This window comes from Erythrobacter sp. Dej080120_24, from assembly GCF_036322605.1.
Taxonomy (GTDB): Bacteria; Pseudomonadota; Alphaproteobacteria; order Sphingomonadales; family Sphingomonadaceae; genus Erythrobacter; species Erythrobacter aurantius.
In genome coordinates this window covers 372,668-395,670 of sequence record NZ_AP027262.1, presented here as the reverse complement: position 1 = coordinate 395,670, position 23,003 = coordinate 372,668, and the positions used below count along the sequence as shown (strand labels likewise).

Here is a 23,003-nt window from a genome sequence, read left to right as displayed (position 1 = left end):
ATGGACGCAGGTGCGCTGATCCTGCATGGATAGCGCCATGAAAATCGCCACCTACAACATCAACGGTATCAAGGCCCGGCTTCCAAGGCTCAAGGAGTGGCTGGAAGAAACACGCCCCACCGTCGCCTGCCTTCAGGAAATCAAGAGCCAGGACAAGGACTTCCCCGCGTCCGAGTTCGAGGAACTTGGTTATCAGGTGGTCTGGCACGGGCAGAAGAGCTTCAACGGGGTAGCTATGCTGGCCGATACGCAGGCAGGCTATTCGCTTGCCGAAGTCCAGCGCGGGCTGGGGATTGACGGACCCAAGGAAGGCGAGGGCGAACAGGCGCGCTATCTCGAAGCGGATGTTGCCAAGGACGGGCGCAGCGTGCGGATCGTGTGCATCTATCTGCCCAACGGTAATCCGCATCCCGGGCCGAAATTCGATTACAAGCTGGCGTGGATGGCCAAACTGCGCGAACGCATGGCCGCGATCTGGGCGGAAGAAGTGCCTGCGGCGATCCTTGGCGATTACAACGTCATCCCTGAAGACGACGACGTCTATTCGGTCAAGGCAATGGCCGATGATGCGCTGATGCAGCCTGAATCGCGCGCCGCCTATGCCCGGCTTTTGGCCGATGGGTGGACCGATGCGGTGCGCACGCTCAACCCGCGTGGCGGTGTGTGGACCTATTGGGACTATCAGGCGGGTGCATGGCAGCGCGATCACGGCTTCCGGATCGATCACATCCTGCTTTCGCCCGAGCTTGCGGACCGGTTGCAGGCGGTGGGCGTCGATCGCGAACATCGCGGGCGCGAAAAGGCGAGCGATCACGCTCCGACGTGGGCGATCTTGCAGGACTGAGCGCAAAAAACCCCCACCCAATCAAGGGCGGGGGTTTCAAATTTCTGACGTCCGTTATCAGCGGTAGAAAATATGCGTGTCGATCTGCGCGAGCCGGGTTTTTGCGCGGCTCCAGCCCGGGCGGACGTATTTTGCGTGGAAATAGACCGCGCCATCAGCCTCGGTTTCCCACAATCCGTCATGCGCGATGCGGGCAACCGCCTTGGCGCGAAGCCATGCAGGCGAAGAGGTGTTGATGCTCGGCATCCGGCCCCCACGCACGAAGGAGAATTGCGAACGCTGGTAGACGACGCCGCAATAGCTTGCGGGCCAGCGGCTGTCTTCCGCACGATTGATCACGACTTCGGCGACGGCCAGCTGACCGGCGAGCGGTTCACCGCGCGATTCGAAATAGACCGCACCTGCAAGGCAGTGGAGTTGTTCTGTCAGTTCCTGATCGCTGTCGATCGCAGCAACCAGTTCGCTGAGCGAAGCTGCGCTGGCGACGGGCCGTGCGGAGGCCTCCGGAAGCGGTTGCACCACTTCTTCGGAAACGAATACGGATTGTTCGGGAACGATTTCGACCACTTCTTCGGTCGACGCCTCACCGGAAGCCGCCATTTCGACGACACCATCCTGGGCAAGGGCTTCAGCGCTGTCGGCGCTGGAGAAACTCAAACCGGCCATCGCCACAATTGCGACGGCGCTCAATGAATAAGTCTTGCGACTCATGGATTCTTCTATCTGGGCGGTGAGCGAGCTCCGACGCAGGTGAGGACCAGTAGCGAGTGATCGCTGACTTAGGGGTAGTCCGTAAGAGGCCTGCCGGCTGCCCCCCGTCTGCGTGCCCTTCAAACGACCGAATTGCCGTTGTCGGGGCCTGCGCACCTGGAAGCTGGCGGCCAAATAGTCGCAGATGTAACTACGTCAAGTTAACGCGGCAAAAGTTCGACGAACCGTTCTGCATTGGCGATATCTACCTCGACAATCCAGATATCTGGGTCCTGACGGCGGCGGCGATCAAGGTATTCTGAAAATTCTTCAGGTTTTTGAGGGTCTTGGGATTTTGTCGCAAGAAAGGGTCGCGTTCCGTCCATTTGCGGCATTCTTTCGAATAGCCGCACATCCTCGCCGCGACACATGGTTACGATCAGGATCGTCCCCGCATCGCGCTCTCCTTTGGCGAGCACCATCGCGGTTCCACCCTGCGATTCGACAAGGCGAATGAGGCCGGACACCTCGAGATGGGCGGGAAGCCGCGTCATCCCTCAACACTCGTCAGGATGAATACCCCGGCAGGCTGGAAAGCGGGATGCGTGAGCGCATGAAGGTGCCTGTTCCACGTCCGATTTCATCGCCTTCGGAATCGACGAGCCGGGATTCCGCCACGAAAACCCGCTTCTTCCCGCTGATCCACCGGCCTTCCGCCACCACTTCGCCTTCGCGCACCGGCTTGGTGAAGTGCAGGTTGAAGCTGGTTGTCAGCAGAAAACGATCGGTAACAAGCGTGTTCGCCGCGTAGAAAGCCGCGTCGTCGAGCATCTTGAAATAGATCGTCCCATGCGCGGCCCCGGCGGCGTGATATACGTCGCGGGTCACGGTGAAGATCAGCCGCGCGGTACCCTCTCCGGTGATTTCGAGCCGGGAATTGAACAGGCTGTTGACCGGTGCGGAGGCGTATAACCGCTCCAGCGCACGGTGGTGCAGCCCGGCCCCTGGTGAATCAGGCGGCATCGCGCAGGAATTGATTGGTCAGCACGGCAAACAGTGCTTCGGCATCGGGAGCGTCGAGCAGCGCTGCGAGGATCGCGTCGTCACGGGCAATGCGAGAGATCGCCGCCAGCGCGTGAAGATGTGTCGCACCGGCGTTTTCCGGTGAAATCAGCCCGAAAACCAGCGTTACCGGGATGGAATCGGCGGACTTGAAGTCCACCGGAGCTTCCAGTTTCAGCAGAGCGACTGTGGGTCGGTTCACTTCGGCGCTGCGACAATGCGGGATCGCGACACCGCGACCAAAACCGGTGCTGCCCAGCATTTCGCGCTGTTCGAGCCCTTCTTGCACGACGCCAGCGTCAACGCCGTATGCCTTGGCGAAGATCTGCGACAGATCCTCAAGGATGTGCTGAGCACTGTCGATCCGGGCAACGGCAACAGCTTCTGGCAAGATTGAAAAGTTTACGTTCATTGCGAACTTGAAATCCCGAAAAAGTCTGGTCTGGCCTCTGGGGCGACCCCTGTAACGGGAACTGGCGCCGCTATGCAGCGAGCCGCTTCCTCACGTCCAAGGGCAGGACCTTCCTGGTCGATGTCACGGCTCCCTACCGTCTCCAGGTTGGTTTGGTCCTAACGCGGTTCGACCCATCCGATCGAGCCGTCGGAGCGGCGATAAACCATATTATGCCTGCCAGTGCCAGCATTTTTGAAGAACAGCGCCGGTGTGTCGCGCAGGTCCAGCATCATCACCGCATCGGCAACGCTGCCTTCGGGAATGTCGACGCTGGTTTCGGCGATGATTGGAGGAGCATCGGAGGTGACTTCCTCCTCGGTCTCATCAACGGCAAAGATGGTGTAGGCGGCCTCCTCTTCGGCGCGCGCCTGCTGGCTTTGTTCGTGGCGATCCTTGAGCCTGCGCTTGTACCGCCGCAGCTGCTTTTCGATCTTCGCCGCACTTTCGTCGAGCGCATGATGCGCGTCATGCGCGGATCCCTGCGCCTTGATGATCGTGCCTTGGGAAACATGGGTGACGATATCGCAGGTGAATGCACCGCCCGGCCCTTTCCCGAAAGTGACCTGCGAGGAAATCGCGCGGTCGAAGAACTTCTCGACAATCCCGCCGAGCCGCTCCGCCGCGTGTTCCTGCAACGCTGCTCCAGTTTCCATCTGATGACCAGATACCCGGATTTCCATCGCTGCCGTCCTCCTCTTACCTTGCGCCCTGTGCCCAGATCGCATCCTTGATGCCGTTCAAGAACTCCGCATGCCGCGCGATTTCCTCTGCGGTTGCCGCATGGGGTCGCGGTTCGCGGAAAGGGCGTTCAGCAGTTGCGGTGCTTGGCTTTGGCTGATCGACACTGGACGGCTCGTTTGCAGCAGCCTGATCGCTCGCCAGCTCGAGGCCGATCTGCCTGCCACCCAGCAACTCGACATAGACCTGTGCCAGCAATTCCGCGTCAAGCAGCGCACCGTGTTTCACGCGGTGGCTGCGGTCAATACCGTAACGGGTGCAAAGCGCATCGAGTGAATTCTTGGCGCCCGGATGCTTCTTGCGAGCGATGGCGACGGTATCGACCATCCTCTCCATGCTGATCGGTGCCTTGCCGATCCGTTCAAGTTCGGAATTGAGAAATCCGAAATCGAAGCCCGCATTGTGCGCCACCAACGGCGCATCGCCCAGAAATTCGAGCAATTCGTCAGCAGTTTCCGAAAAACGCGGCTTGGTCGACAGGAAGTCCGACGAAAGACCGTGCACCGCCTCTGCGGCGGCGGGCATATCGCGTTCCGGATTGTAATAGGCGTGATAGGTGCGCCCGGTTTCGATCCGGCCGATCATCTCGACGCACCCGATTTCCACCATCCGATCCCCGGTTTTAGGGTCCAGACCGGTTGTTTCGGTGTCGAAAATCACTTCGCGCATAGGGCGACTATCGTCCTATGGCCGCATCAGCGCAAGAGCCGCAGATGCGAAAAATCCACCTATTCGCCGCGCTGTGCAGCTTGCACTCGCAACTTCGCGACGAGTGCCAGAACCTGCTCTTCGGTTTCAGCGAGAGAGGCGCCTGTATCGATAATGTGATTAGCCAATTCGCGCTTTTTCGCGTCGGGGATCTGCAAACCGAGTATGTGTTCAAACTTGTCCGGCGTCATACCGGGGCGGGCGAGGACCCGCTCCCGCTGAACCTCGGCCGGAGCCGAGACGACCACCACGGTATCGACAGCTTCGTGTCCGCCGCGTTCGAACAATAGTGGAATATCGAACAGGACGAGCGGGGCATCGGCATTATCCGCGAGGAACTGAGCCCTTTTCCGAGCGACAGCCGGGTGGACAATCGCCTCAAGCCGCGCGAGCTTTTCCTTGTCAGCGAATACCTGGCCACCCAAGGCCTCGCGATTGATCCCATCAGGGCCGGTCGATCCTGGGAAAGCGGCTTCGATCTGCTCGAGCAGTTCTCCGCCCGGCCCCTGCATTGCGCGCACCTCGGCATCGGCATCGAAGATCGGCACTCCCGCATGTTCAAACATTGCGGCAACGGTGGATTTGCCCATGCCGATGGAACCGGTGAGGCCGATAATCAACGGTCGATCCGGAGCGTTCATCTCTGCAGCACCTCGAACAGTTCGGAATCGAATTCGCGCGGCGGAAGCGTTCCGTAGAATTTCTCGAACGCGATGGCCGCTTGCCCGATCAGCATGGCCAGACCGTTGATCGTGGCCAAGCCCAAGGCGCGGGCATTGGCGAGAAACCGCGTTTCGACGGGGCTGGTGACGATGTCATAGGCAATGCTGCCCGGCGGCGCATGGCTCCAGTCGAATTCCTGTTCGGGATTGCCTGTCATGCCCAAAGGCGATGCGTTGACGACCAGATCGAGGCACCCCTCTCGATCATCGAAAGCAAAATCGGTGAAGCTCGAAAAGTGGCTGAGCGCGACAGCGTGGTGCTCACCCTGCGGAGCCAGCTCGTCGAGCAACATGCGGGCTTTCTCGGGGTCACGCCCGGCAACCACGAGTGTAAACCCTTCATTCGCCAGCGCGGCGATAATCGCGCGTGCAGCGCCTCCGGTGCCGAGGATTCGGGCCATGCGAAAATAGTGCGACTTGCCAAGCTCATTGCGCAGAGGCTCGAGGAAACCACTTGCATCGGTGTTGGTCCCCGCCAGCAATTCGCCTGACAAAGGGTAAATCGTATTCACGGCGCCAATCGCATCGGCGGGCGGTTGAATACTGGAGAGCAGCGGCATCACCGCCTGCTTGTGCGGCATGGTCACATTGCACCCGCGCCAATACGGATCAGCCCGACGGTCAGCCAGATAATCGGCAAGACCATCCGGGTTCACATGCGTTGCGCGGTATTCGGCATCAATGCCCAGCTTCCCAAGCCAGAAATTGTGAATCATGGGGGATTTTGACTGTGCGACAGGATCGCCGATCACTTCGGCATAGGGGCGGGTCATGCGATCAACACCCCTTCATCACGCAATGCACCAAGAACCGGGATCAGGGGCATTCCCAAGACCGTGAACTGATCGCCTTCGATCCGTTCGAACAGCTGCACACCCATTGCCTCGATCCGGAAACACCCGACCGTGTGGCTGATCTCGGGCCATTCGTGGTCGAGATAGTGCTCGATGAATTCAGGCGAGAGGTCGCGGACGTGCAACCGGGCACAGTCGGCATGGCTCCACAAGCAACCATCGCCGCGAACGAGAGCCGCCGCACTATGAAGTTCGATCACCTTACCGGAAAAGAAACCGAGGTGGCGCGCCGCGTCATCGCGTGAAACCGGCTTGTCGAACCTTTGCCCGCCGGCAACGACTAGCGAATCGCCCCCCAAGACAATCGCGGAAGGGTGGAGGGACGCAAGCGCAGCTGCTTTTGCCACACTCAGCGCTTCGGCGATTTCGCCCGGAGTCGCGCCGCGCAAGTTATCCTCGATGGCCCGTTCGTCGATGTCTGCTGGCATGGCGTCATATTTGACGCCCGCCGCATCAAGCATCGCACGGCGAGAGGCTGATTTTGAAGCAAGGATCAGCCCGGGCGCGGTTTGCGCTTCGATCATATCGGTTTGGCCGCCCCGTCGAACGGACGGTCACGCCGTTCACGCTCTTGTGCCAGCCGGATGATCGCCGCCGCGCTTTCCTCGATCGATCTCCGGGTGACATCGATCACCGGCCAGCCGTTATCGGCAAACATGCGCCGCGCGAACTGGAGTTCCTCCTTGACCCTGTCGTTGTCGACATAGGAAGTCTCAGTCCCTTCGTTGAGCGACAAGAGCCGGTTGCGCCTGATCTGCACCAGTCGTTCGGGGGCTGTCGTCAATCCGACGACAAGAGGATGGCGCAGCCCGAACAACGCCTTGGGTGGGGGGCTTTCAACCACCAGAGGGATATTGGCCACCTTGTAGCCGCGGTTGGCAAGGTAGATGCTGGTCGGCGTTTTTGAGCTGCGTGAAACCCCGGCGAGGACGATGTCGGCTTCTTCCCAATCCTCGTGTCCGACACCGTCGTCATGGGCGATAGTGTACTGGATCGCATCGACCCGTTTGAAATAGTCTTCATCCATCAGATGCTGACGTCCGGGACGGCCGTGGGCTTCCTGTCCCAGTTGTGCTTCGAGTGCCGCTGTCACCTGATCAAGCACGGGTACCGCGGGCAGGCCGAGATGGCGGCAATGCTCTTCAAGCCGGGCTCGGGTATCGGGGTTCACCAGAGTGAACAGCACCAATCCCGGATTATCCGCCAGATCGGGAACGATCCGGTCAAGATGCTGGCGCGATCGCACCATCGGCCAGAAATGCCGGTTGACCGTGGGATCATCGAATTGGGCCAGCGCCGCCTTGGCGATCATTTCGAGCGTTTCGCCGGTCGAATCCGAGACGAGGTGGAGATTGAGGCGGTTCATGAAGCGATTCGAAACACGGCTCGTCGACTTGTTGACAACAGGGGGCATAAACCACGGGAGAGAAGCGTCGACAAGCACGGGATCAAATTCGCTCCCCGATGCAGGCCATTCCGCCAGAGCATTTCTCTACACAGAACAGAGGATGTCGACAGGCTGGGGACAATGGGGATAGATCGTGCTTGACCGCACAAGGCTGCGGATTCGCATGGAGGGGAAGAGGGGGCTTTTTGCGGGAGAAGTTCGGCAACGGCGGGTAATTCCCGCTATCCACAGGGCCAACAGACTCCATCAATCCTTTTATAAATCATTTTTATTTGTTTAGAGGGATCCATGCCTGGTCCGTTGCTAGAAACCCTGAAGGGTCATCGCCAAGAAATCGCTCCCGTGTGGCTTATGCGCCAGGCCGGGCGTTATCTCCCCGAATATCGTGCCCTAAGGGCCGAAAAAGGCGGGTTTCTCGAACTTGTCTATGACAGCGAGGCGGCGGCCGAGATTACCGTGCAACCGATCCGGCGTTTCGGGTTTGACGGGGCAATCCTGTTTTCCGACATTCTGATCGTGCCGCATGCAATGGGGCAGGGGCTTGAATTTCTTGCCGGGGAAGGGCCGAAACTCAGCCCGACGCTGCTGGAAACAGAGCTGGACTCCTTCACCGCCAAGCACGAACTGTTTAATCCCATCTACGAAACGGTGCGTTTGACCCGGAGCCAGATCGGCGATCAGGTCACCATGCTTGGCTTTGCGGGTTCGCCCTGGACTGTTGCGACCTATATGATCGCAGGCGAAGGGTCGAAGGATCAGGGGCCGGCGCGGCTTCTGGCTTATCGCGATCCGGCCCGGATGCAGGCAATCTGCGATGCCATTATTGAAGTTTCGATCGAATATCTGCGCGGTCAGATCGATGCCGGGGCCGAAGCCGTGCAATTGTTCGACAGCTGGGCGGGAAGCCTTGCCCCTGACGAATTCGAGCGCTGGGTTATTGCGCCCAATGCGAAAATCGCCGCCGCGATCAAGCAATCGCACCCTGAAACACCGGTCATCGGGTTTCCCAAGGGGGCAGGGGCGAAACTGCCTGCCTATGCGCGGGAAACCGGCGTCGATGCGGTGGGGCTTGATGAAACGCTCGATCCGGCCTGGGCGCACGCTTCGCTGCCGGAAGGGATGCCGGTGCAGGGAAATCTCGATCCGTTGCTGGTCGAAGCGGGTGGACCCGCCTTGCCAAAGCGGGTCGAACACATCCTCAAGACGTTTGAAGACCGGCCGCACGTGTTCAACCTTGGTCACGGGATCGGCCAGTTCACTCCGATCGAACATGTAGAGGAATTGCTGAAAGCGGTGCGAGGCTGATCATGCAGGACGTTTTCCCGAGTCTCTATCTCTGGCTCAAGATCGGCCATGTCGTGTTCATGGTTTTCTGGATGGCGGGCCTGTTCATGCTGCCGCGCCAGTGCATCTACATGCTTGATCATGCGGCGGGCAGCGAAGGCGAGGCCAAGTGGGCGGATCGCATGGGCAAGCTGCGCAAGATCATCCTCACGCCTAGCCTTATCGTGGTCTGGGCACTCGGCCTGACTCTGGCGCTCGGTCTGGGCGCTTTCAGCGGCGCGGGCTGGTTGCATGCCAAGGTGACGCTGGTTCTGGTGCTCACCGGCTATCACGGTTGGCTGGTGGCGCAGACCAAGAAGATGGCGCGCGGCGAGCGTCCGCTTTCGGAAAAGACGCTGCGCATGATCGGCGAAGTTCCCGGGCTGCTGCTGGTACTGATCGTCGCACTGGTTTACCTGCGACCGTTCTGAGGGATCGCTTTACGCGATTGACCTTGTCCGCGCGCGATTATATTTAGGCGAAACCCAATCGGCATTGGCCGCGCGTCCTGCTCGGCCGGGTCTGCTTTCTCCAAGCCCAGCTCCCGATGAACGGACATTATGATCATCCAAGGAGCGCCTCGTCCAAAGAGGTACTGACCAGCCGGCCACTTCCAGACATCGGAATAGAAAACAAATGCATCTCAAGGACTTGAAAGCTCGCACACCGGCCGAACTGGTCGCTATGGCAGAAGAGCTCGGCGTCGAAGGCGCCTCGACCATGCGGCGGCAGGACCTGCTGTTCAGCATCCTGCGCGAACTCGCAGAGGACGAGGAATACGAAGAAAAGATCATGGGGATCGGCACCATCGAGGTGCTTCAGGACGGTTTCGGCTTCCTGCGTTCTCCCGAAGCGAATTACCTCGCCGGGCCGGACGATATTTATGTCTCGCCCAACCAGATTCGCAAATGGGGACTGCGCACCGGCGATACCGTCGAAGGTGAGATTCGTGCTCCGCGGGACGGAGAACGGTATTTTGCACTGACCAGCCTCAGCAAGGTCAATTTCGAAGACCCCGAAGCGGTGCGGATGCGCACCAATTTCGACAACCTCACGCCATTGTATCCAGACGAGAAGCTTAATCTCGATACGCTCGATCCGACGGTGAAGGACAAGTCGGCCCGTGTGATCGACATCATCTCGCCGCAGGGCAAGGGCCAGCGCGCGCTGATCGTTGCGCCGCCGCGCACTGGTAAGACGGTGCTGCTGCAAAACATCGCGAAGGCCATCACCGACAACCACCCGGAAGTTTTCCTGCTGGTCCTGCTGGTCGATGAACGCCCTGAAGAAGTCACCGACATGCAGCGTAGCGTGAAGGGCGAGGTGATCTCCTCGACCTTTGACGAACCGGCCAATCGCCACGTTCAAGTTGCTGAAATGGTTATCGAAAAGGCGAAACGCCTGGTCGAGCACAAGCACGATGTGGTTATCCTGCTGGATTCGATCACCCGCCTTGGCCGTGCCTACAACACTGTGGTGCCAAGTTCGGGCAAGGTACTGACCGGTGGTGTGGACGCCAACGCGCTCCAGCGGCCCAAGCGTTTCTTCGGTGCTGCCCGCAATATCGAGGAAGGCGGTTCGCTCTCCATCATTGCTACCGCGCTGATCGACACCGGCAGCCGCATGGACGAGGTGATCTTCGAAGAGTTCAAGGGAACCGGCAACTCGGAAATCGTGCTCGACCGCAAGGTTTCGGACAAGCGCATCTTCCCGGCGCTCGATGTCGGCAAGTCGGGCACCCGCAAGGAAGAGCTGCTGGTCGAGAAGGACAAGCTGTCGAAGATGTGGGTCCTGCGTCGCATCCTTATGCAGATGGGCACCGTAGATGCGATGGAGTTCTTGCTCGACAAGATGAAGGATTCGAAGACCAACGAGGATTTCTTCGATACCATGAATCAGTAAGGGGCCGGCTCACCAAGGGAGGGGGCGAATGCTCAGCCAGTATCTGTACATCAGCACCGCACCCAGCCTCTCGCGTGACGAGGTGGATGCGATCCTGGCGACGAGCGCGCGCAATAATCCCGCGCGCGGCGTCACCGGGCTGCTGCTCTACAACGGTCGCAACTTCCTCCAGCTGCTCGAAGGCGACAAGGCCGAACTGGATTCGCTGATGGCGCGGATCAGCACGGATCCGCGTCACAGTGGTGTTTCAATCCTCCACAGCGGCGAGGTAGCCGAGCGCACCTGCCCTAAATGGGCAATGAAGCGGGTGATCATCGCTGAGAGTGTCGCCAATCGCAGGCAATTGCTCGAACAGGACCTGCCGGCGGGATTGGAAGGCGAGGTTCGCCGGATGATCCTGAACTTCGCGGTCCTTAACTGAGGCGAATTAGTCGGCGGCGGCTTTTTGCCGGTCCAGTTGCGCCGCCATCATCTCCCAGACCTTGTTGATCGCCTTCAGGGGGCGCACCATCACCTTGAATTCGGTGATGAGGCCGTCGTCATCAAAACTGATCATATCGATTCCGTTGACGAGGATGCCGTCCATCTCGGTTTCGAATTCCAGCACAACGGTGCCTTCGCCAACGACTTCGCGCACATAGCGGAAGCTGTCATTCCCCAATGTCTTCCCCGCGGCGGTAAGATAGGCGACGACGATTGGCCTGCCCTTTTGAGGGGTATGAACGACGGGCGAGAGGAATACCGCATCTTCGCGCATGATGGCGGCAAGTTCTTCGGGCTTGCTTCCTGCGGCGGCGACTTCGTGCCAGCGGGCGAGGGCTGATCTTGTCTCCATCATATTACCCCAGATGTTCGGCAAAGAAGGCTGAAGTCCGCCCATCCGCGACATTTGCCGCGCGTTCGTCCCGGCGCTTGCCGATTTCGGTTGCGAAGCCGTGATCAAGGCCATCGTAATCATACAGCGTGACACGCGGGTGATCGTCCAGTCCCGCATGCATCGCGGCCTGCGTCGCCTTGTCTACAAAGCCGTCTTCTGTCGGGATGTGCAGCATCAGGGGATTGGCGATGGCTTCCTTTTCATCCAACAGGCCATCGATGCCGACACCGTAATATCCGACAGAGGCATCAATGCTGGTGCGCGCCGCCGTCATGAAGGCCAGGCGACCGCCGAGACAATAGCCGACGCAGCCGACCTTCTCGATGCCTTCGTGTTCGCGGATGAAGTCGATGGTCGCCTGAATATCCCGAATGCCGGCGTCCTGATTGAATTTGCCCATCCATTCGAGTGCCTGGTGAAATTCCGGCTCCACGTCCGGATCCAGTTCGATGCCGGGCTTCAGGCGCCAGAACAGGTCAGGGGCCAGCGCCAGATACCCTTCGGCTGCCAGCTTGTCGCACTTCTGGCGGATTCCGGTGTTCACTCCGAAGATTTCCTGAATGACGATAATCGCGGCTTTGGGGGTTGATCCCGGGCGCGCGACATAGGCGCCGAATTCCGAGTCTTTCTCGAGGGTGGGAATGGAAACCGTTGCCATTGTCGGGTCCTTTCGTTTGGGTAGGCGTGTCTGGGTTGGTTTGCGGTTTAGCCATTGCGATTGAACTTGGCCAAACCCAAATGTGGTGAGACAAGGCATATGACCCTGTTTCGACACGGGTGAGGGGAGGAACCGATGAAGATCAACATTGAAATCGAATGCACACCGGAAGAAGCCCGCAGTTTCATGGGGCTGCCCGATGTGACCCAAGCCAACAATGTGTACGTCGACAATCTCACCAAGGCGATGCAGGGCGTGAGCAACCCCGATCAATTGCAGGAATATGCCAAGGCGCTCGCGCCAATGGGGCAGGTCGGGCTGAAACTGTTCCAAAGCTTTGTCGAAGGCGGGATGCGCGGGGCTTCGGGTTCGTCATCGAAGGGTGGAAGCAAGGACTGATCACGGACCTGCTGTCCGGACGCGCATGTAATGTCTGCAAATGGCTCAACCATCTTTGCCGTATCGAGCGGAGCACCCCCTTGCGCGATCGCGGTGATCAGGATCAGTGGGCCGGATGCCTTTGCCGCCTTGAATTCGCTGGTTGGTCGCGACGTTGCCCCGCGCCGGCCCAGCCTGGCGAGGCTGTTTGGCAAGAATGGCGATTTGCTCGATGAGGCGCTCGTCCTGAAGTTTCCGGGCCCCGGTTCGGCAACCGGGGAGGACTGTGTCGAATTGCAATGCCACGGGGGAAGAGCGGTTGTTGCAGCGGTTTGCGCCGCCTTGGGGTCGCTGGATGGATTGCGACCGGCCGAGGAAGGCGAGTTTACCCGCAGGGCGTTTGCCAATGGCCGGATCGATTTGGCTGCCGCCGAAGGGCTCGCCGACTTGCTCGAAGCCGAGACCGAACTGCAACGCGCCGCGGCGCTCACCAACATGGGCGGCGCGCTTTCGGCCAGGGTCGAAGCCTGGCGTGATGAGGCGCTTCGCCTGTCCGCGCAGGTCGAGGCGGCGCTCGATTTCTCGGACGAGGGCGATGTCGATGATCTGCCCGAGGGTTTCACGTGGAACTTCGAAAGCCTGATGAGTGAGGTGCGGGAGGTTCTCGAGCGTCCCCGGACCGAGAAGCTCAAGGAGGGTTTCAGGGTGGTGCTGGCTGGTCCACCAAATTCTGGAAAGTCTACACTTTTCAATGCGTTGATTGAGAGTGAGGCGGCGATCACGTCCCCAATCGCGGGGACTACGCGCGATGTGATCGAGCGGTCGGTCGCGATCTCGGGGGTCCCCTTTACCTTTGTGGACACGGCCGGACTGCGAGAGCATGGCGCGGAGGAGATCGAGGCTATCGGCATCGCCCGCGCCCATGCCGAGGTTGACCGCGCGGATCTTGTTCTTTGGCTGGGGGACGAGGGGAGGGGGCCCAAGGGTGCGTGGGAGATTGCCGCTCGCTCGGACGACGTTGACCGGATCAAGAAGGCATGCCCGCGCCATGTTGTTTCAGCTGTGACCGGCGATGGGATGGCCGATTTCAAGGCTGACCTCGTTGCCCATGCACGCCAATCCATGCCTCGTCCGGGAGAGGCGACGCTCAATCGACGGCAGTACGCTCGGCTTGAGGAGGCTCTGGAGGCGCTCGACGCTGCGAAATCCCGTTCGGACCTGCTGATTGTGGGTGAAGAGTTGCGGCGCGTGCGCCTTGCGTTTGATCGTCTGGTCGGTCGGGCAACCACAGAGGATATGCTTGATGCGCTGTTCGGACGTTTCTGCATCGGTAAATAGCTCTGCGCCCGCGCGGTGTTCCACGTGAAACAGCTTTGACGGGACGGGGCGCTGCCCCTATTTGGCGCTCATGCAATCCTATGAGGTAATCGTGGTTGGCGGCGGCCATGCCGGTGTCGAGGCTGCTTGTGCGGCGGCTCGCATGGGCGCACGCACTGCGTTGGTCAGCTTTGATCTTAACGCCATCGGCGCCATGAGCTGCAATCCGGCGATTGGTGGTCTCGGAAAGGGTCATCTGGTTCGGGAAGTTGATGCTCTGGATGGCGTGATCGGGCGTGCTGCCGATGCCGGGGCCATCCACTACCGGATGCTGAACCGCTCAAAGGGCAGTGCGGTCTGGGGTCCGCGCGTTCAGGCCGATCGAAAGCTCTTCAAGGCCGCAGTGCAGGCCATCGTCCACAATCAGCCGAACCTGAGCCTGATTGAAGGGGAGGCAGCGGCGCTCAAGTTGGATGGTGGGCGGGTTTCAAGCTTAGAACTCGCCGGTGGCCGCTTGATCGACGCGGAAAGGGTAATCCTTTGCACAGGGACGTTCCTTGGTGGCATCCTGTTCCGCGGAGAAGAACGGTTTGAGGGTGGGCGAATTGGTGAGAATGCCGCCGCCCGACTGGCGGCGCAATTGCGCGCCGCAGATTTGCCCATGGCCCGCCTCAAGACAGGAACACCCCCCAGGCTTGATGGGCGAACGATTGATTGGGCTTCGTTGGAAGAGCAGCATTCGGATGCCGATGAGTGGACGATGTCGCCACTTACGGCAAAGCGCTCGAACCCGCAGGTGTTCTGTGCCATTTCGCGAACCACCCAAGCCGCGCATGATGTTATCCGCGCCAACTTGCACCGTTCGCCTCTGTTTTCAGGAGCCATCGGCGCGGCAGGCCCGCGCTATTGCCCCTCGATCGAGGACAAGATCCATCGGTTCGGTGATCGTGATGGCCACCAAGTGTTTCTTGAGCCCGAGGGCCTCGACACGCATCTGGTCTATCCCAATGGCATCAGCACCTCTCTGCCTGTGGATGTCCAGCAGGCCATGCTGCGTACCATGCCGGGGTTGGAGCGCGTGGAGATGGTCGTTCCTGGCTATGCGGTGGAGTATGACCACATCGATCCCCGCGCATTGACGCCCGACTTGCAGTTCCGCGCGATCCCGGGGTTGTATTGTGCGGGTCAGATAAACGGCACCACCGGTTACGAGGAAGCGGCGGCGCAAGGGTTGGTTGCTGGCCTCGAGGCAGCGGCTGCGCAGCTTGGCAAGCAAGCACCCCGACTTGATCGTGCGAATTCGTACATTGCGGTAATGATTGATGATCTGACCCTTCAGGGCGTGAGCGAGCCTTACCGCATGCTGACGTCACGGGCCGAATATCGCCTGCGCCTTCGGGCAAACAATGCGTCTTCGCGCCTCACCGGTCTTGGGATCGAAGCGGGTTGTATCGGTGATGAGCGGCGCCGGTGGTTCGAAGCGCGTGAGACGCTTCGTGGGCCAATTGCTGACGCTTTTGCTTCCAAGATCCACGGCAAGGAGCTTGCCGAGCATGGATTGGCAGTACGGCGTGATACCGGCGAGAAGCCGGTCTCGGAGTGGCTGGCCCACGATGGAATCAGCCTTGACGATCTGAGCCCCTGGTTGGGCGATGGTATCGATCAGGACAGGCAGCTGGCCGAGGAAATGGCTGAGGATGCTGCGTATGCGCCTTATCTTGCACGACAGGAATCGGAATTGCGTGATCTGCGTGCCAGCGAGGAATTGCCGCTAGCGTCCGATTTTCCCTATGCCAACGTTCCCGGCCTCTCAAACGAGATGATCGAGCGCCTGACTGCGGCTGCTCCCACCAGTCTGGCTGCGGCGGGTCGGGTCCCCGGAGTTACACCCGCCGCACTTTCAGCGCTTCTGGTGCACGCTCGTCGTTGGCAGTCAGCAGCATGACTACTGGACAGGCCCAGCTAGCCAGCGAGGGCGCGGCGCAACGCTACGTCGAGCAGTTGGCCACAGAGGAGGCGCTGGAGCGACTTAACCGCTACGTTGACCTGCTGCTTGCCGAAAACTCACGTCAGAACTTGATCAGCAAGGCATCAGTGGCCGAGGTCTGGCAGCGCCATATTGCGGACAGTGCGCAGCTCCTTGGGCATGTTCCACGTGAAACATATCCGGAAGGCGCGGCTGGCCCCTGGCTTGATCTTGGTACCGGCCCTGGATTGCCCGGCCTCGTAATTGCCATCCTGAGGCCTGAAATTCCGGTGGTTTTGGTCGAATCGCGGGCTCGCCGCGTAGAATTTCTCGAATCCTGCAAACACGAACTGGGTTTGGCCAATTGCCGAGTGATCGGGCAGCGACTTGAGCGGGTTGAGCCATTTCCTGCATGGATCATTTCGGCACGGGCCTTTGCTCCGTTGCAGAAGTTGCTGCGCTTATCCGCACCCTTCTCCACAAGGGGCACCCGTTACCTCTTGCCGAAGGGGCGCTCCGCGGCGCACGAATTGGAGGCAACCAAGCCAACGATTCGGAAAATGTTCCACGTGAAACAATCCTTGACCGATCCGGAGGCTGGAATCATCGTGAGCGTCTGACCCTCACACTGTTGAAACCGATCCTCGCCTGTCTGTTGGCGGAAACGACATAGGGAACGCACAATGCTTACGATTGCGATTGCGAACCAAAAGGGTGGCGTTGGCAAGACGACCACTGCGATCAATATGGCGACCGCCATGGCCGCAACCGGATGGCGGACCTTGCTCATTGACCTCGACCCGCAGGGCAATGCTTCGACCGGAATGGGTGTGGGGGCCGAATCGCGAGGTGTTTCGAGCTATGACGTCCTTGTTGACGAGGTTCCACTCACTGAAGCGATTGTCGAAACGGCCATTCCCGGGCTCGATATCGTGCCTGCCACGCAAGATCTCAGCGGGGCTGAGGTCGAACTTGTTTCGGTTGAGGATCGTGCAGCCCGTCTGCGCACCGCACTGCGCGATCACCAGGGATATGAAATCTGCTTCATCGACTGTCCGCCCTCGCTGGGGCTGTTGACACTGAACGCACTGTGCGCCGCAGACACGCTGCTTGTGCCGCTGCAGTGTGAATTCTTCGCCCTGGAGGGGCTGAGCCAACTGCTGCAGACCGTCGAATTGGTGAAACAGCGTTTCAATCCCTCGCTCGGCATTATCGGGGTGGCTCTCACCATGTTCGATCGCCGCAACCGGTTGACCGATCAGGTCGCGGATGATGTGCGCGATTGCCTTGGCAACGTCGTTTTCGACACCGTCATCCCCCGCAATGTCCGGCTTTCCGAAGCTCCCAGTTACGGGATGCCGGCTCTAATCTATGACAATGAATGCGCCGGAAGCCGCGCCTACATCGGGCTTGCGCGTGAGCTGATCGGGCGCTTCCCGGCAGAAAGGCAAGCAGCGTGAGCGGCACCACCAACGATCCGATCCGTTTTTCCGTCCCTCAGCGCAGTGCTGCTGATCGGAAGAAAAAGCTGGGCAAGGGGCTGGGCGCATTGCTTGGTGAAACCAAGCGTGAGGAACCGCTGGTACGAAGCGCACCGGAAACCAGCGGCTCTGCCGCCGAAAATAGCCAACAACCCTCTGATTCTCCTTTGAAAAATCTGGCAGTCGCCGCAATCGAGCCATTGCCGGGAAACCCGCGCAAGCACTTTGACGAAACCGCACTCGATGAACTTGCGGCCTCGATCGCGGCTCGCGGCGTGATCCAGCCTGTCATCGTCAGGCCGCTTGGGGCAGGGCGGTACCAGCTGGTTGCGGGCGAACGCCGCTGGCGTGCGGCGCAGAAGGCCCGGTTGCATGAGATCCCGGCGCTGGTGCGCGATCTCAGCGAGCGCGAGGTCATGGCGCTCGCCCTTATCGAAAACCTCCAGCGCGAAGATCTGAACCCTGTCGAGGAAGCGCGCGCCTATCACCGGCTTTCGGAAGAAGAGGGCATGACCCAGGCCGAGATCGCCCGGATGGTGGAAAAATCGCGCAGCCACGTGGCCAATATCCAGCGATTGCTCAGCCTTCCTTCCGCAGTGCTTGATCTGGTCGAGGCGGGTCGTCTGTCCATGGGCCACGCACGCGCTCTCATCGGACAGGACGATGCCGCTGATCTTGCGCGCAAGGCCGTGAACGACAACCTCTCGGTGCGTGAGATCGAGAAGCTGGTTCGAAAGCTTGCCAAGGGCGCGAAGGCTGGCACCACTAACGCCGCCAGTTCCGCCGCCACCATCGCGGAAAATGCCGACATCGTGGCGGTGCAGAATCATCTTGAGGAATTTCTTGGGCTTACGGTCCGGATCAAGGCCGATTCGGACCCGAGATCCGGCTCCATCACCATCAAATATGGCACTCTGGATCAGCTCGATCTTGTGTGTCAGCGGCTTACGGGCGGGGATATTTAAGCCGCATTTCGCTGCATTTGAGCATCGGAAACGGCAGATTTCCGCCGTTTGACTGGCCCTGTCCGTCAATCCTTACCATCCGGGTAACCATACCCAAAAACGAACGTTGAACCTCGGGGTTCTACCTAGGCTGTGCGAACGGGGGGCTTTCCCGTTCGGCGGACATGGCCATTCGGCGCGATTCGGGTCGCAAATCAGGTCATGTGTGCACGGGAAAAGACCAGGTTTGAAAAGGACCAGATGATGAAAAAGACCATTCGTTTTGGCGCTGCTGGCGTTGCCATGTTTGCCGCACTTGGCATGAGCTCGGCTGCACACGCAGACACCGCTACCGCCGATGCCACTGCCGAAGTGCTCGATGCACTCGTTCTGACTGCCGACACTACGCTTGATTTCGGTGCCATGGTTGTCAGCGGCGGCGGCGCTGTGACGCTGGGCTCCGATGGAACGCTCGATTGCTCGGCCGTGGACATCGTTTGCTCGGGTAGCACCAGCGTTGCCAGCTTCTCGGTTGAGGGAACCGCCAACAAGGCCGTGACCATCAATCTGCCGGCTTCTTCGGTGGAACTGCGCCACTCGACCTACACGCCGCTCACCGCTGCTGAAACCAGCATCATCCTTGATTCGTTCACCTCGAGCGAAAACGGCGGCACCGGTCCTGAAGTGACCCTCGACGGTGCTGGCGATGCGACCTTTGACGTCGGTGGCACGATCACCCTCGACGGCACCGAAGTTTCGGGCATCTATGACGGCACCTTCACCGTCTCGGTCGAATATTCGTAAGAGCTGATCGGCGCTTCCGGGCGCCATAGCATCTTCGACACAGGTTCAAGCCGCATCCCTCTCGCAGGGGTGCGGCTTTCCTTTTGCGTGACCGCGCCGCGACCCATCATGGTTTAGCTCTTCTTAACTCTGATCGGTTACCAAACTCCGTGAAAATACGTGGGCAGTCGGAAGGGTCCCGATTGTCCGACCCAGGGAGCAATCGACGCGATGTCATTCAAAAAAATAAAGAAAATCTCCAGTTTTGCCGCTGCTTTGGTTGCCGCTTCGACTGTCGCTCTCGCAGCACCGGTTGAGGCACAGGGTGACCTGCTGGTGGCACCGACACGCGTCATTCTTGATGGATCGCGCGGCACAGAAGTAATTCTCAGCAATATTGGCTCCGAAGAAGCAACCTATCGCATCGAACTCGAACTGCGCCGCATGCTCGAAAACGGCCGGTTGGAACCGGTCGAGCGGACCGATGCCAACGCCATCGAGGAAGCGGCACTCGGAATGATCCGCTACGCTCCGCGGCGCATCACGCTTCCGCCCGGTCAGCCGCAGGCCGTCCGTCTGGCGGCCCGGCCCGGCGCGGATCTCGCCGATGGCGAGTATCGCGTCCACATGTCCTTCAAGGCAATACCGCGCCCGCGCGAGGTGAGCGATCAGGATCAACAAGCCGATGGCGTGTCGATCCAGTTGATCCCGATCTATGGCGTCACCATTCCCATCATCGTGCGCCAGGGCAGGGTCGAGGCGCAGGTGGCCCTCAACCAGCCCAGCATCGTGCAGGGTGAAGCAGGGCCGGAACTGTCGCTTTCCATCAGCCGCGCGGGCGAAAGCTCGACCTACGGGGTTCTGAGCGTGACCAAGCCTGGCCTGCCGGAACCGATCGTCGAATTGCGCGGTGTCGCCGTCTATCCCGAACTCAATGAACGCGAAGTGCGGGTCCGCCTAACGCCCGACCAGAGAGCCAACCTCACCGGACAGCTGCGGATCGAATACCGCGAAATGCCCGAAGCCGGAGGCGGCCTGATTGCCGCCGTGGACAGCTTTCTGGGCTGAGCCGATGGGCTGATCGGACAAGATTGCCATGAGAGCGCTTCGCCATCGAACCCTGGGCGCCGCCGCGAGTATCGCGGTGGCGTTTGGCGCGTTTATGGCCGAAACGCCCGTCGAGGCCCAGAATTCCAGCGGAAACGCCAGTTATCAGCCTGCGAGCGCGCAATCAGCTTCGAACTGGCAAGCCAATGATGACGATTTCCTTTTCCTCCAGCTCGTCATTCAGAACTACAAGCTGACGTATGACGTGCGCGGCTATCAGACCGATCGCGGGATTTGCCTCGATCTGGCCGATGTCATCCAATCGCTCGACCTTCCTATCCGCATCGACAAAGAGTCGCGCCGCGCAACTGGCTGGTTGTTCGCGGAAGACCAGAAATTCACTCTCGATCGCGACTCTGGAACGGTACAAAACGTGAACAATGGTCGTGCACCGGTTGCTCGGGACATTTATGACACTCCCGAAGGCTGGTGCGTCGATACCAATGCGCTGTCACGATGGTTTGGCATCACCTTCAAGCCCGATCTCTATAATGCGATCGTCCGGCTTGAATCCGACCGCGAACTTCCGTTCATGCAGGCGATAGAGCGCAGAAGTCGCGCCGCGCGACTTCGTGGCGGGCCAAAGCAATTCGACCTTTCCCAATACCCTACGGCGGAAATGGAATACCGCCCATGGCGCACTCCATCGGTCGACTTCGTCGCCCGTGCGGGGGTGAGGACAGGTGAGAGCAGCCGCGATGGCGCAGAAGCCCGCGTCGAACTCTACGCCGCGGGAGAGGCGTTGGGGGCCAGCTATTTCGCTCGCCTTGCGACTGATGACCAGCTCAAACCCAGCGCCTTGCGCGTGCGTGCCTATCGCAACGATCCGAACGGCGAACTCCTTGGCCCACTCAAAGCCACTCAGGTCGCTATTGGCGACGTTGAGACCGTTCCAGGCCGCCTTACGGCCCAGACTGCGATTGGCCGGGGTGCGTTCATCAGCAATCAGCCCATCGGACAGGTTTCGCGCTTCTCAACCACCACTTTGCGCGGTGTTCTGCCGGCAGGATGGGACGCGGAACTGTATCGCAACGGCCAGCTGATCGCGTTCCAGGACGATCGCGGCGACGGGCGCTACGAATTCCTTGATGTGGAACTGTTTTTCGGCCGTAACGACCTCGAAGTCGTGCTTTACGGGCCGCAAGGGCAGATCCGCCGCGACAAGACCTTCGTCCCCATCGGTTTCAACCAGATCGAGCCGGGCGAAACGCAATATTGGGCGGGAATTGTCCAGAACGATCGAGATTTGATCGATCTGGACTCCAGTGTGCAGACAATTCCGCAGAAATGGCGCTGGGGCGTTGGCGTCGAGCGCGGTCTGGATAAGAGAACCAGCGCTGCTCTCAGCGTGCAGAGCCTGTTCTTTGACGGACGACGTCGGAAGTACCTGGAAGGCGCGCTCATGCGCTCATTCGGGGCGATGCAGCTGGAATTCGGCGGTGCGCACGAATTCGGGGCCGGTTCGGTCGCCGAAGCACGGGCGCTTGGCCGTCTCGGACGCTTCAATTTCGGTGCGAATGCCCTCGTGGCCTTCGGAAACTTCACATCCGAGTTCGCGCAACAGCAGCTTGACTACAGGGCAGGCTTCAATTTCGATACTTCACTGGCGTTGGGCAAGTTTTCTCTGCCATTACAGGCAGATATCTCGCATTCGAAGCTCAAGGACGGTACAGAAGTTAACGAATTGCTAATGACGACCTCGCTCACTGCGGGCCGCTTCGCCGTGTCAGCGCAATTGAGCCATCAGGAACGCACCAGAAGCCCCGTCACTCCGGCTGATTCGGAAACCCGCGTCAGAATGCTCGCCAATGCCCGGTTCAAACACTTCCGGGTGCGTGGCAATGCCACCTTCCTCACGTCCGGGCGTGACAAGGGGCTGGAGAGCGCGACGGTCAGGCTTGATACCAGCTTCGGCGAAGACTCCGATTTTCAGGCCCAGCTCGACTACACGACCCGGATCGACGAATTCCGCCTTACCACCGGCTATTCACACCGGTTTGACGAGTTCTCATTGCGCGGGGACGCCTTTGTAACTTCCCGCGGTGGCGTGGGGGCCTCGGTCCAACTGGCATTCAGCCTTGGCCCAGATCCGGTTTCCGGTGGCATCAGGGTGACCAACACCAAACTGGCTCGCAGCGGCCAGGCTGCCGTAACCGTCTTCCGAGATGACAACGGCAATTCGCGTCGCGATCCGGGCGAGGAAGTGCTCCCGGACGTAATGGTGGAGGCCGGCTTGCGCGGGACCGAGGCGATCACCGGGGCGAATGGCCGTGCGATTGTCGATGAATTGCGCCCCTTCCGTCCGGTATTGGTGGGGATCGATGAATCCTCGCTGCGGGATCCTTTCCTTGCGCCATCGGTCAAAGGCGTGGTCGTTACCCCACGCCCGGGCGTCGTCGCTCAGATCGAACTGGCCATTTCTCCCACCGGCGAAGTCGAGGGATCGCTGCTGAACCCGTCCGGCATCGAACAGCCCGGTGTGCGGCTGGAACTGGTCAATCTTCAGGGTGCCGTTGTGGCGGAGACTATCAGCGAGTTTGACGGATTCTTCCTGTTCCAGCGCGTGCCCTATGGCGAATACCGGCTGCGTGTTGCTGCGGATGCAGCGCGCACTCTGAGGGTTGCCGGATCTCTCAGCACCAGCAGCGGCCAGAGCGGGTTCAACCTTGGTCGGGAGGAAGACGTGATGCGTTTCGGCACGATCCGGCTTGTCCCGGAAGACAAGCCTGAACCGCCGGAGCAGCGTGCCCCGGTCATTGCTGCGGTCAGGCCGGAGTGATCCGGGGG

At 60.0% G+C, this 23,003-nt stretch carries 26 protein-coding genes; 14 read left to right on the top strand and 12 right to left on the bottom strand.

Going from position 1 to position 23,003, the window contains the following annotated elements:
- Positions 1 to 37 precede the first annotated feature (37 nt).
- Positions 38 to 844: an exodeoxyribonuclease III gene (gene xth / locus AABA34_RS01995; protein WP_338303656.1), complete on the top strand. Its 807-nt coding sequence runs from the start codon at positions 38 to 40 to the stop codon at positions 842 to 844.
- Positions 845 to 901: 57 nt separating this feature from the next.
- Here the strand turns inward: xth and AABA34_RS01990 are convergent, their stop codons facing one another.
- From AABA34_RS01990 to AABA34_RS01945, 10 genes are all read right to left on the bottom strand, one after another.
- Positions 902 to 1,555, bottom strand: coding sequence for a cell wall hydrolase (locus tag AABA34_RS01990; RefSeq protein ID WP_338303655.1), 654 nt, complete (start codon positions 1,553 to 1,555; stop codon positions 902 to 904).
- Positions 1,556 to 1,755: 200 nt separating this feature from the next.
- Positions 1,756 to 2,088, bottom strand: coding sequence for a DUF1491 family protein (locus AABA34_RS01985; protein ID WP_338303654.1), 333 nt, complete (start codon positions 2,086 to 2,088; stop codon positions 1,756 to 1,758).
- 13 nt (positions 2,089 to 2,101) lie between these two features.
- Positions 2,102 to 2,557: a PaaI family thioesterase gene (locus tag AABA34_RS01980; protein ID WP_252259437.1), complete on the bottom strand. Its 456-nt coding sequence runs from the start codon at positions 2,555 to 2,557 to the stop codon at positions 2,102 to 2,104.
- Complete coding sequence (locus tag AABA34_RS01975; RefSeq protein ID WP_338303653.1) at positions 2,547 to 3,008, bottom strand: PTS sugar transporter subunit IIA; 462 nt, start codon at positions 3,006 to 3,008, stop codon at positions 2,547 to 2,549. Before AABA34_RS01975 ends, AABA34_RS01980 begins: the two co-directional genes overlap by 11 nt.
- A 158-nt stretch (positions 3,009 to 3,166) precedes the next feature.
- Positions 3,167 to 3,730, bottom strand: coding sequence for a ribosome hibernation-promoting factor, HPF/YfiA family (gene hpf, locus AABA34_RS01970; protein WP_252259435.1), 564 nt, complete (start codon positions 3,728 to 3,730; stop codon positions 3,167 to 3,169).
- Positions 3,731 to 3,746: 16 nt separating this feature from the next.
- A complete protein-coding gene (dnaQ, locus tag AABA34_RS01965; RefSeq protein WP_338303652.1) occupies positions 3,747 to 4,457 on the bottom strand; it encodes a DNA polymerase III subunit epsilon in 711 nt (236 codons plus the stop codon).
- 59 nt (positions 4,458 to 4,516) lie between these two features.
- Complete coding sequence (coaE, locus tag AABA34_RS01960) at positions 4,517 to 5,137, bottom strand: dephospho-CoA kinase (protein WP_338303651.1); 621 nt, start codon at positions 5,135 to 5,137, stop codon at positions 4,517 to 4,519.
- Entirely contained in the window at positions 5,134 to 5,991 is an 858-nt protein-coding gene (aroE, locus tag AABA34_RS01955) for a shikimate dehydrogenase (RefSeq protein WP_338303650.1), read from the bottom strand. Before aroE ends, coaE begins: the two co-directional genes overlap by 4 nt.
- Positions 5,988 to 6,596 (bottom strand): Maf family protein, encoded by a 609-nt coding sequence (locus tag AABA34_RS01950; protein WP_338303649.1) that lies wholly within the window; start codon positions 6,594 to 6,596, stop codon positions 5,988 to 5,990. The genes aroE and AABA34_RS01950 overlap by 4 nt, the downstream gene beginning before the upstream one ends.
- Positions 6,593 to 7,438 carry a pyruvate, water dikinase regulatory protein gene (locus AABA34_RS01945; protein ID WP_252259430.1) on the bottom strand — a complete coding sequence of 282 codons (846 nt, stop codon included), beginning with the start codon at positions 7,436 to 7,438 and terminating at the stop codon, positions 6,593 to 6,595. The genes AABA34_RS01950 and AABA34_RS01945 overlap by 4 nt, the downstream gene beginning before the upstream one ends.
- Positions 7,439 to 7,768: 330 nt before the next feature.
- Between AABA34_RS01945 and hemE the strand changes: the two genes are divergently transcribed.
- The 4 genes from hemE to AABA34_RS01925 all read left to right on the top strand — a co-directional run bounded on the left by hemE (position 7,769) and on the right by AABA34_RS01925 (position 11,126).
- Complete coding sequence (gene hemE, locus AABA34_RS01940; RefSeq protein WP_338303648.1) at positions 7,769 to 8,785, top strand: uroporphyrinogen decarboxylase; 1,017 nt, start codon at positions 7,769 to 7,771, stop codon at positions 8,783 to 8,785.
- Positions 8,786 to 8,787: 2 nt separating this feature from the next.
- Positions 8,788 to 9,234, top strand: coding sequence for a CopD family protein (locus AABA34_RS01935; protein WP_338303647.1), 447 nt, complete (start codon positions 8,788 to 8,790; stop codon positions 9,232 to 9,234).
- Positions 9,235 to 9,439: 205 nt separating this feature from the next.
- A complete protein-coding gene (gene rho, locus AABA34_RS01930; RefSeq protein WP_034956512.1) occupies positions 9,440 to 10,705 on the top strand; it encodes a transcription termination factor Rho in 1,266 nt (421 codons plus the stop codon).
- A 28-nt stretch (positions 10,706 to 10,733) separates the two neighbouring features.
- A complete protein-coding gene (locus tag AABA34_RS01925; RefSeq protein ID WP_338303646.1) occupies positions 10,734 to 11,126 on the top strand; it encodes a BLUF domain-containing protein in 393 nt (130 codons plus the stop codon).
- 6 nt (positions 11,127 to 11,132) lie between these two features.
- Here AABA34_RS01925 and AABA34_RS01920 read toward each other — a convergent pair whose 3' ends face one another.
- Together AABA34_RS01920 and AABA34_RS01915 are read right to left on the bottom strand one after the other, a co-directional pair.
- A complete protein-coding gene (locus AABA34_RS01920) occupies positions 11,133 to 11,543 on the bottom strand; it encodes a nuclear transport factor 2 family protein (protein ID WP_338303645.1) in 411 nt (136 codons plus the stop codon).
- 1 nt (position 11,544) lies between these two features.
- Positions 11,545 to 12,240: a dienelactone hydrolase family protein gene (locus AABA34_RS01915; RefSeq protein WP_338303644.1), complete on the bottom strand. Its 696-nt coding sequence runs from the start codon at positions 12,238 to 12,240 to the stop codon at positions 11,545 to 11,547.
- Between the two features lie 135 nt (positions 12,241 to 12,375).
- On the opposite strand from AABA34_RS01915, the gene AABA34_RS01910 reads away from it, so the two are divergent.
- The 9 genes from AABA34_RS01910 (at position 12,376) to AABA34_RS01870 (ending at position 22,995) form a co-directional block, all read left to right on the top strand.
- Positions 12,376 to 12,639, top strand: a complete 264-nt coding sequence (locus AABA34_RS01910) for a DUF6489 family protein (RefSeq protein ID WP_338303643.1) — start codon at positions 12,376 to 12,378, stop codon at positions 12,637 to 12,639.
- Positions 12,640 to 12,669: 30 nt separating this feature from the next.
- Positions 12,670 to 13,956: a tRNA uridine-5-carboxymethylaminomethyl(34) synthesis GTPase MnmE gene (mnmE, locus tag AABA34_RS01905; RefSeq protein ID WP_338303642.1), complete on the top strand. Its 1,287-nt coding sequence runs from the start codon at positions 12,670 to 12,672 to the stop codon at positions 13,954 to 13,956.
- 70 nt (positions 13,957 to 14,026) lie between these two features.
- Positions 14,027 to 15,880, top strand: coding sequence for a tRNA uridine-5-carboxymethylaminomethyl(34) synthesis enzyme MnmG (gene mnmG / locus AABA34_RS01900; RefSeq protein ID WP_338303641.1), 1,854 nt, complete (start codon positions 14,027 to 14,029; stop codon positions 15,878 to 15,880).
- Positions 15,877 to 16,521, top strand: coding sequence for a 16S rRNA (guanine(527)-N(7))-methyltransferase RsmG (gene rsmG, locus AABA34_RS01895; protein WP_338303640.1), 645 nt, complete (start codon positions 15,877 to 15,879; stop codon positions 16,519 to 16,521). Before mnmG ends, rsmG begins: the two co-directional genes overlap by 4 nt.
- Positions 16,522 to 16,584: 63 nt before the next feature.
- Positions 16,585 to 17,361: a ParA family protein gene (locus AABA34_RS01890; RefSeq protein WP_338303639.1), complete on the top strand. Its 777-nt coding sequence runs from the start codon at positions 16,585 to 16,587 to the stop codon at positions 17,359 to 17,361.
- Entirely contained in the window at positions 17,358 to 18,347 is a 990-nt protein-coding gene (locus tag AABA34_RS01885) for a ParB/RepB/Spo0J family partition protein (RefSeq protein WP_338303638.1), read from the top strand. Before AABA34_RS01890 ends, AABA34_RS01885 begins: the two co-directional genes overlap by 4 nt.
- Positions 18,348 to 18,587: 240 nt before the next feature.
- Positions 18,588 to 19,130, top strand: a complete 543-nt coding sequence (locus AABA34_RS01880) for a DUF4402 domain-containing protein (protein ID WP_338303637.1) — start codon at positions 18,588 to 18,590, stop codon at positions 19,128 to 19,130.
- Between the two features lie 210 nt (positions 19,131 to 19,340).
- Positions 19,341 to 20,177, top strand: a complete 837-nt coding sequence (locus AABA34_RS01875; protein WP_338303636.1) for a fimbrial biogenesis chaperone — start codon at positions 19,341 to 19,343, stop codon at positions 20,175 to 20,177.
- A gap of 28 nt (positions 20,178 to 20,205) precedes the next feature.
- On the top strand, positions 20,206 to 22,995 hold the full coding sequence (locus tag AABA34_RS01870) for a carboxypeptidase-like regulatory domain-containing protein (RefSeq protein ID WP_338303635.1): 2,790 nt from the start codon (positions 20,206 to 20,208) through the stop codon (positions 22,993 to 22,995).
- Positions 22,996 to 23,003 lie beyond the last annotated feature (8 nt).